8 protein-coding genes are annotated in these 7946 nt (G+C 72.5%); 3 read left to right on the top strand and 5 right to left on the bottom strand.

What is annotated here, in order from left to right:
• Positions 1-93 precede the first annotated feature (93 nt).
• A complete protein-coding gene (locus LCE31_RS32820) occupies positions 94-1113 on the top strand; it encodes an aldo/keto reductase (protein ID WP_225020966.1) in 1020 nt (339 codons plus the stop codon).
• 23 nt (positions 1114-1136) lie between these two features.
• Here LCE31_RS32820 and LCE31_RS32825 read toward each other — a convergent pair whose 3' ends face one another.
• From LCE31_RS32825 to LCE31_RS32835, 3 genes are all read right to left on the bottom strand, one after another.
• Entirely contained in the window at positions 1137-1919 is a 783-nt protein-coding gene (locus tag LCE31_RS32825; RefSeq protein WP_225020952.1) for a YidC/Oxa1 family membrane protein insertase, read from the bottom strand.
• A 172-nt stretch (positions 1920-2091) separates the two neighbouring features.
• Complete coding sequence (locus LCE31_RS32830; RefSeq protein WP_225020954.1) at positions 2092-2508, bottom strand: DUF6412 domain-containing protein; 417 nt, start codon at positions 2506-2508, stop codon at positions 2092-2094.
• 133 nt (positions 2509-2641) lie between these two features.
• Positions 2642-3184, bottom strand: coding sequence for a winged helix-turn-helix transcriptional regulator (locus tag LCE31_RS32835; RefSeq protein WP_225020956.1), 543 nt, complete (start codon positions 3182-3184; stop codon positions 2642-2644).
• A 257-nt stretch (positions 3185-3441) separates the two neighbouring features.
• On the opposite strand from LCE31_RS32835, the gene LCE31_RS32840 reads away from it, so the two are divergent.
• Entirely contained in the window at positions 3442-4959 is a 1518-nt protein-coding gene (locus tag LCE31_RS32840; protein ID WP_225020958.1) for an MFS transporter, read from the top strand.
• Positions 4960-4990: 31 nt separating this feature from the next.
• On the opposite strand, the gene LCE31_RS32845 is transcribed toward LCE31_RS32840, so the two are convergent.
• Both LCE31_RS32845 and LCE31_RS32850 read right to left on the bottom strand, forming a co-directional pair.
• Positions 4991-6505 carry a sodium:solute symporter family protein gene (locus LCE31_RS32845; protein WP_225020960.1) on the bottom strand — a complete coding sequence of 505 codons (1515 nt, stop codon included), beginning with the start codon at positions 6503-6505 and terminating at the stop codon, positions 4991-4993.
• Positions 6502-6720 (bottom strand): DUF3311 domain-containing protein, encoded by a 219-nt coding sequence (locus tag LCE31_RS32850; protein ID WP_225020962.1) that lies wholly within the window; start codon positions 6718-6720, stop codon positions 6502-6504. Before LCE31_RS32850 ends, LCE31_RS32845 begins: the two co-directional genes overlap by 4 nt.
• Positions 6721-7040: 320 nt before the next feature.
• Between LCE31_RS32850 and LCE31_RS32855 the strand changes: the two genes are divergently transcribed.
• On the top strand, positions 7041-7946 hold a 906-nt coding region (locus tag LCE31_RS32855), incomplete at its 3' end, for a hypothetical protein (RefSeq protein WP_225020964.1).

Below are 7946 nucleotides of genomic sequence, written 5' to 3' on the forward strand. Positions count from 1 at the left end.
CCCCCACGACCGAACCACGACCGAACCGACACCCCACCACCTCGCCACCTCGCCACCTCGCCACCTCGCCACCTCGCCAAGGAGTACCTCCCCATGCGCTACCGCCCGCTCGGCCGCACCGGCGTCCAGGTCAGCCCGCTCTGTCTGGGCGCGATGATGTTCGGCCCCTGGGGCAACGAGGACGAGGCCGACTCCGTCCGCATCATCCACCGCGCCCTGGACGCGGGCATCAACATCATCGACACCGCCGACGTCTACTCCGCCGGCGTCTCCGAGGAGATCATCGGCAAGGCGCTCGACGGCCGCCGCGACGACGTCTTCCTCGCCACGAAGTTCTTCATGCCGATGCACCAGGACGACCCCAACCAGCGCGGAGGGTCCAGGCGCTGGATCATCCGCGAGGTCGAGAACTCCCTGCGGCGGCTCGGCACCGACTACATCGACCTGTACCAGGTCCACCGCCCCAGCCCCGACACCGACGTCTCCGAGACCCTCGGCGCCCTGTCCGACCTCGTGCACCAGGGCAAGATCCGCTACCTCGGCTCCTCCTCATACTCCGGCTCCCAGATCGTCGAGGCCCAGTGGACCTCCCGGGACCGCCACCTGGAACGGTTCGTCACCGAACAGCCGCCGTACTCGATCCTGGTCCGCGGCATCGAGGAGGACGTCCTTGCCACCGTGCGCCGCCACGGCATGGGCACGCTGACCTACAGCCCCCTCGCCGGCGGCTGGCTCTCCGGCCGCTACCGGAAGGACACCTCCTCCGGGCCGGCCTCCGCGGCCCGCCCTCAGGCCCGCTTCGACATGGCCACGCCGGCCAATCAGCGCAAACTCGAAGCCGTCGAGCAGCTCGCCCTCCTGGCCGAGGACAGCGGCCTGACCCTGATCGAGCTGGCCGTCGCCTTCGTGCTCAACCACCCCGGCGTCACCTCGGCCATCATCGGCCCGCGCACCATGGAACAGCTGGAGACGTTCCTGCCCACCGCCGACGTCACGCTCCCTGCCGACGTCCTCGACCGCATCGACGAGATCGTGGCCCCCGGCGTCACAGTCAACCCCGCCGACAACAGCTACGGCGACCACGAGCTACGAGCAGACCAGCGACGCCGCTGAACCCTGCCCTGTGCCGTCGCGCGTCAGCTCGGGCGCTGGACGCCTGCCGGTGTGCGCGCCCGTACCGGTACGGGCGGGGCCTCGCGGTAGAGGAAGTAGCGCTCGGCGGTGGTCCACGTGGTGCTTGTGACCACGTACAGCGCGGCGGCCAGCGGTACGACGGCCACCGTGACCAGGGTGAAGAAGTACATGACCGGCATGAACCTCATCATTCCCGCGACGGCTCCGGCCCCCGGCGCCGCGCTGTCGACGACGGGGTCCGCCGTGGCCTGCTGCCGCCTGGTGCGCACGGCGTTGAACGTGGCGACGGCGGCGACGAGCACGAAGAGGGCCACGTACACGAGCCCCGCGGAGCCGAACACCCCGCCCGCCGCCAGGGCGTCCGTCCAGCGGCCACCGAGGGGCGCGCCGAGCAGGGAGTGGCCGAGCAGCGCGTTGGGCATGCCGCCGATCTCGCGGCTGTAGAAGACCCGGTACATCAGGTAGAAGGCGGGCAGTTGCAACAGCATCGGCAGGCAGCCGGTGAGCGGGGAGACCTTCTCCTCCGCGTAGAGCTCCGCCATCGCCTCGCGCAGCTTCTCGGGGTTCTTGGCGTACCTGCGGCGCAGCTCGGCCATGCGGGGTGCGAGCTTGGCGCGTGCCTTCTGCCCACGGGCGGAGGCACGGGAGAGCGGGTGGACGGCGAGTCGGACGCAGACGGTGAACAGGATGATCGCGGCGGCCATGGCCGAGCCGTGGAACAGCGGCCCGAGCAGGCCGGCGAAGTCGTCCACGAGCTGGGCGAACGCGGAAATGATGGTGGACAAGGCTGTGCCCTCCGAGGGTCACGTCGAACCGGATGGGTGCGGCGTGACGGCCTGCGCGACAGCGCGCCCGGGCAGGGGCAGGGCGGACCCGCGCCCGGACCGGGCAGCACACCGGGGCACTGCCGGACCGGACGGAACACGGAACTCGCGAAACCCCGGGAAGGCGCTGGACCTACGCGGCCGTCGGAAGGCGGCGGCCAGGTGCTCTGGGACGCGTGCGTCCCCTGGCGTCAGGGTCTCGCTGGGGAAGGAACGCCGTGCGTATCTCGCGGTCGCGCATCGCGGTACGGACACGGTGGCCGGGCACCACGGGCGCCGTACGCGCGGCGGCGATCACACACACGGCGAGCGCGGCACACGTGGCGGCAGTGGCGGCGAGGGCGACCGCGGAGGGCAGCATCGTGCCCGGCGAGGAGAGCAGTGTCTGGGCGAGCACCAGAATCAGGAGCACCGCGGGCCAGAGGCCACGCGACGGCACGCCGGACGCCGCCACCCGCCCCGCGGACGCGTGCCCCGCGGAGCCAGGCAGGGACCCGCGCGCGGGCACACCCGAGGACTCGGGCACACGCCTCAACAGCCGGGACGCCATGGCCAACTCCCCTTCCCCCTGCTCGCAACCGGCTCCGGCGCATCCGGCCGGCTCCGACTCTCCCCCGCGGCCCCGCTCCCGCTCCTACGCTGCTGGAAGCGTCCGCGTCCTCACCCTTCCCCGTCACTCACCGTTATACACGAACAGACGTGTGATCGACGTCGAGCGGGGTGAGGAGCCGGTGCGGCTTCAACAGCGCCCGGCTGACCGGGTTTCCGGGGTCCGGGTCGAGTCCCTCGCACGGGATCAGTACGACGTCTCCCGCCGGCACCACGTCCCCGCACGCCGGGCACTGCCCGTAGGCGCCGAGTTCCGTGCCGCAGGCGGCGTGGACGAACGCGCGCTGCCGCCGCACTCCGTCCAGATGCCCGTTCGCCCACAGGCCGAGTGACAGCAGCGTCGGCCACAGCGCGACGCCGCCCTCGGTCAGCACGTACTCGTCGCGCGGCGGCGACTCCTGGTAGCGGCGCCTGGCGAGCACGCCCGCCTGCTCCAGCGACTGGAGCCTGGCGGCCAGCACGGCGCGCGGGATGCCCAGGTGGACGAGGAAGTCGTTGTAGCGGGCCACACCGTAGAAGGCGTCCCGTACGACCAGGAGCGTCCAGCGCTCGCCGAGGACCTCCAGCGCGCGGGCGATCGAGCACTGCTGCTTCGCGTAGTCCTTGCCGAGAGCCATACGGAGAATCCTACTCTCACGAGTTCATTCATTGAACCTACCGTGCTACGGTCGTCGGCATCGAAGGTTCATTCACCGAACTCATCCGCGTGGATCGATCCCACCCGATCGATCCCAGAGATCCGGAGATCACGGAGCTCCCCGAGATCCCGGAACTCCCACAGCCCCCACGGCTCCCACCAGCCCCCCACAGACGAGTCCCAGGACTCAAGGGACTCAAGGGACTCAAGACCCGACAACACGACGGAGACAGGGCCATGCCCCGACCGCTCGACTCCACCGCCGCCTCGGCCCAGCCCTCCACCGGAGCGGCCTCCTCCGGCCCCGGCACGGACCCCAACACCCCAGCCGGGGACGGCGCACCGCGCGCCGACCGCGCCGACCGCGCCCAGGTCCCGGCGACGGTCCACCCCGGCGTCTCGCCGAACGCGCGCGGCACCCTCGTGGCGACCCTCGCCGCGACCTTCGTGGCGCTGATGGGCTACACCGCGCCGCTGCTGACCGTGCCCGCGTTGTCCGGCACCTTCCACACCTCGCTGTCCGCCCAGGCCTGGCTGCTCAACGGCACCCCGCTGGGGCTCGCGGCCCTGCTGCTCGTCGCGGGCGGCCTCGCCGACGACTTCGGCAGGCGCAGGCTGTTCCTCCTGGGAACGGTCGGCCTCGCCGTCACCACCGCCCTGTCCGCGCTGACCGGCGACACCCTGCTGTTCACGCTGACCCGGGTCGCGCAGGGCGCGGCGAGTGCGGCGATCCTCGCGACCAGCCTCGGCCTGATCGCGCACGCGTTCCCCGCGGGCCCGGCGCGGCTGCGGGCCACCGGCGCCTGGGGCGCGGCGGTCAGCGGGGGCATAGCCCTCGGCCCGCTGCTCTCCGCCTCGCTGAACGGCTTCGGCTGGCGCGCCCTGTACGTGGTGCTCGGCGCGGCGGCGCTGGCGGTCGCCGCCTACGGCTCCCGTGTGCTGACCGAGTCGCGCGCCGCGCACCGCGCCCGCCCCGACCTGCCGGGTGCCGCCGCGCTCGGGCTCGCCTTCACCGCGCTGCTGACGGCGCTGACGCTCGGCCGCGACGGCTGGCTGCGCGTCCCCGTCCTGCTCCTCGCGCTCGCGACGGTGGTCCTGCTGGGCGTGTTCGCCCTGATCGAGCGGCGGACCGCGGCCCCGCTGATCGATCTGGGGCTGCTGAGGCACGCGACGTTCCAGTCGTCCGTCCTGGGGGCGCTGTTCACCGGGCTCGCCGTGATCGGGTTCTTCAGCTACCTGCCCGTCGTGGTCGAGAGCACCCTGCACCTGTCCGTGTACCGGACCGCGTGGATCGTGCTGCTGTGGGCGGGGACGGCCGCCGTCGTCGCGTACGAGGCGAAGCGGCTGCACACCCGCTTCCCCGTACGGCACCAGATGGCGGCGGGCTTCGTCCTGCACGCGGCCGGCATCCTCAGCATGCTCGGCGCCCTCGGCGCGGGGTCCGAGGCGCGGCTGCTGCCCGGCGTGTTCGTCTCGGGACTCGGCAGCGGCCTGCTGAACGCGGCGCTGCCCAGGCTGTCCGTGGAGTCGGTGCCGCCTGAGCGCACCGCGATGGGCTCGGGCGCCAACAACACGGCGCGCTACATCGGTTCGTCGGCGGGCGTGGCGCTGATGCTGGCGCTGGTCACCTCGGGCGGTACGACGGCACACGGCCTGAACACGGCGATCGCGGTGCTGGCGGGGGTGTCGGTGCTGGGGGCGCTGCTGGTGCTGGCGCTACGCGGGCACCGGGCCCGCCCGTCGGCGCGGCCCTGACCCGGGGAGGGCGTCCGGGCGTGCGCGGCGCTCAGCGGGCCGGGCCCGCCGGCTCGCGCAGTCCGTCGTCGGCCAGCACCTCGCCGTCGGGCCTGGTGTCGGCCCGGGCCGCGGCCCGGCCGATCCCGGCGTACGTGAGGGCCAGCGCGACCAGCAGGTTGGCGACGAGCCCGACGATTCCCGCGTTGACGCCCGCCACCGGGTCGTGCCCGCCGAAGACGAGGACACACACCAGGGCCACGCCGACGGCCAGTCCGCCCAGCCCCGCGACGAGCGTGAGCCGTCGCCACACCAGCCCCAGCAGCACCATCGGCAGGAGCTGCGCCATCCCCTCGTAACTGATGAGTGAGAGCCGCACGAGCGTGTTGGGCGCGGCGTACGTCAGGACGAGCGCCAGCGCGCCCGCGATCACCACCACCGCCTGTGCCGCCGTCTTCTGCCGTGCCTCACCGCGCAGCCGGGGCACGAGCGACAGCACGCTACGCCCCCACATCGTGCCGATGACCAGCATGAACACCGCCATGGGGACGACCGAGGAGAGCGCGGCGGCGACCCCGACCACGCCCACGGCCCAGGCGGGCAGCGCGTCCACCACGAGCTTGAACAGCGCGAGGTTGGAGTCCGCGCCTGCCAGCCCCGGTACGACGAAGGTGGCGGCGAGGCCGAGGAGCATCGGCACGAACAGCAGCACGTTGTACGCGGGCAGGAACACCGCGTTCCGCCGCAGCGTGTCGGCGCTGCGCGCGCCGAGGTAGCCGGCGACGGTCGTCGGGAAGATGACGACGGTGACCGCGTTCATCAGGGACGTCGTAATGAACCAGGCGGTGCCCATGGAGCTGTGCCCGTGGCCGGGCAGGGTCAGCCACGCGGACCGCTCGTGCACGACCCGGTGCAGGAAGTCGCCGTACCCGTGGAAGTAGTGCAGCGGCACGTACACGACGAGGAAGGCGAGCGTCCCGATCACCAGCAGGTCCTTCAGGACCGACACCCAGGCGCTGCCGCGCAGCCCGCTGACGACGACGAAGGCGGTGGTGACGGCGAAGCCGATGAAGTACGCCCAGTTCAGGCTGATCGTGCCGTACGAGATGGTCGACACGACCACGCCCATGCCGGTGATCTGGAGCTGGATGTACGGGAGCAGGAACACCGTGGCCAGCACCGCCGTCAGGGCGCCGAGCCAGGGTTTCCCGTACCGGTGGGCGATCATGTCCGTGATCCCGACGAGGCCGTGCCTGCGCGCGTACGACCAGAGCATCGGCCCGACCACGTAGCCGACGGCGTAACCGCACGACATGTACGCGACGACGTAGAGGACGGGCGCCCCGAAGTCGTACCCCCAGCCGGCGCCTCCGAGGTAGCTGAAGCTGGTGTAGCTCTCGCCTGCCATCAGGACCCAGATGAAGACGGCGCCGAGGCTCCGGCCGCCCACCGACCACTCGGTGATGCCGCCGCCCCCGCCGCCGCGGCCGCGCACGGCGAGCAGCCCGAGGACGACGGTGAGGACCATGAAGGCCCCGAACACGGACGTGGCGACGGTGGCGTTCACCGCTGAGCCCGCGCCCGCCGGGCCATGAGCCGCCTGTCCCCGCGATAGGCCGCCCAGATCGCGAACGGGGTGACGAGCACGGACGCGAGAAGCCAGAAGGCGAGGAAGGGCAGCCCCAGGACGACGGGACCGGCCCGGTTGACCCAGGGCGGGGCGACCAGGAACAGGACGAGGGGCACGAGGAGCCAGAGCAGGTGCGGCCGTTGTCGGAACACGCAAGGACCCTAAGCCACGGTCCGCGGGAGGCCGGCACCACCGTCGGTACGCCCGCCCGCGACCGCCCACGGGCGGGCGGCACCCCTCCGTGCACGCGCTTTGTGCGGCGCGTGCGCACGTACGCGAAGGCACGCGAGGAGGAGCACCGGGCGGTCCGTAGAGGCGTACGCGAAGGCGCGCGTCGGGCCGTACCCGGGACGTACACAAGGCGCGCGTCAGACCCTTCCCGGAGGCGTACACAAAGGGCCCGCACACCTTCCCCCACACCTCACGCCCTCCTCCCACGCCCGAGCGGGGATGCCGCAGTACCGTGAGCCTTATGCGTCCCGACATGCCTGCCGACCACACCACGGAAGCCGAGCGCCTGCTGCGCACCGCGGCCCGGTATCCGGAGGACCAAGAGCCCCTGCTTCTCCAGGCGGCGGCCCACCTCGAACTGGCCGGCGCCAGAGACCGGGCCTCCGGCCTCTACGACCAGCTCCTGTACCCCGGGCCCGACCGTCCGAGCGCGGAACACCCCCAGCTGGTGAAGGCCCTCAAGGCGGCCAACCTGTGGGAGTTCGGCCACGAGGCCGAGGCCCGCACGATCATCGACGGCGTCCAGCTCGCGGCACCGCTGGAGCCCGCGCCCTGGGAGATCGTCGCGGAGACCCTGGAGCGGCACGACGAGCCGGAAGCGGCGCACGACGCGTTCACAGCGGCGCTGAACCTGCTGCTCACCCCGGGTGAGGAGGTCCCCTACGCGACGCATGCCCTCCTCATCGGCCGCCACCGCACCCGCCGGCTGCTGGGCCTGCCGCACGACGCCTGGGACGGCCTGGCCGACCAGGTCAACCCCGCGTCCGTCCCGCTGGACGAACTCCACGACCCGAAGCGCCTGTGGGCCCTGGGCTCGGACAACCCGGACGAGTTGCAGGCCGAGATCAACCGGCTCCGCGCCGAACTCGGCTCGTACCGCACGGCGCTGTCCCGGCCCTTCCCCGTCGCGGTCCTGCACTGGCCGGAGGAGGAACTGCGCGAACTGATCGCCGCGTACCCGCCGCTCGCCGAGGAGTACCCCTCCCACGAGGCCCACCTGACCCGCGTCGAGACAGCGCTGCGCGAGCTCGCCGCGGCGGGCACCCCCAACCTGGGCGTCGTCACCGGCACGGTCCCCTCCTACGAGGCCTTCGCCGCCTCCGAGGCCGCGCCCCCGACCACCACGTCGCTCCTCCCCCTCTACGCC

This window comes from Streptomyces sp. 8L (genome assembly GCF_020176795.1).
Taxonomy (GTDB): Bacteria; Actinomycetota; Actinomycetes; order Streptomycetales; family Streptomycetaceae; genus Streptomyces.

Excerpts from the sequence above, each read along its gene's own strand:
- LCE31_RS32820 (WP_225020966.1), top strand. The coding sequence starts at position 94 with ATGCGCTACCGCCCGCTCGGCCGCACCGGCGTCCAGGTCAGCCCGCTC.
- LCE31_RS32830 (WP_225020954.1), bottom strand. The coding sequence starts at position 2,508 with ATGGCGTCCCGGCTGTTGAGGCGTGTGCCCGAGTCCTCGGGTGTGCCC.
- LCE31_RS32835 (WP_225020956.1), bottom strand. The coding sequence starts at position 3,184 with ATGGCTCTCGGCAAGGACTACGCGAAGCAGCAGTGCTCGATCGCCCGC.
- LCE31_RS32840 (WP_225020958.1), top strand. The coding sequence starts at position 3,442 with ATGCCCCGACCGCTCGACTCCACCGCCGCCTCGGCCCAGCCCTCCACC.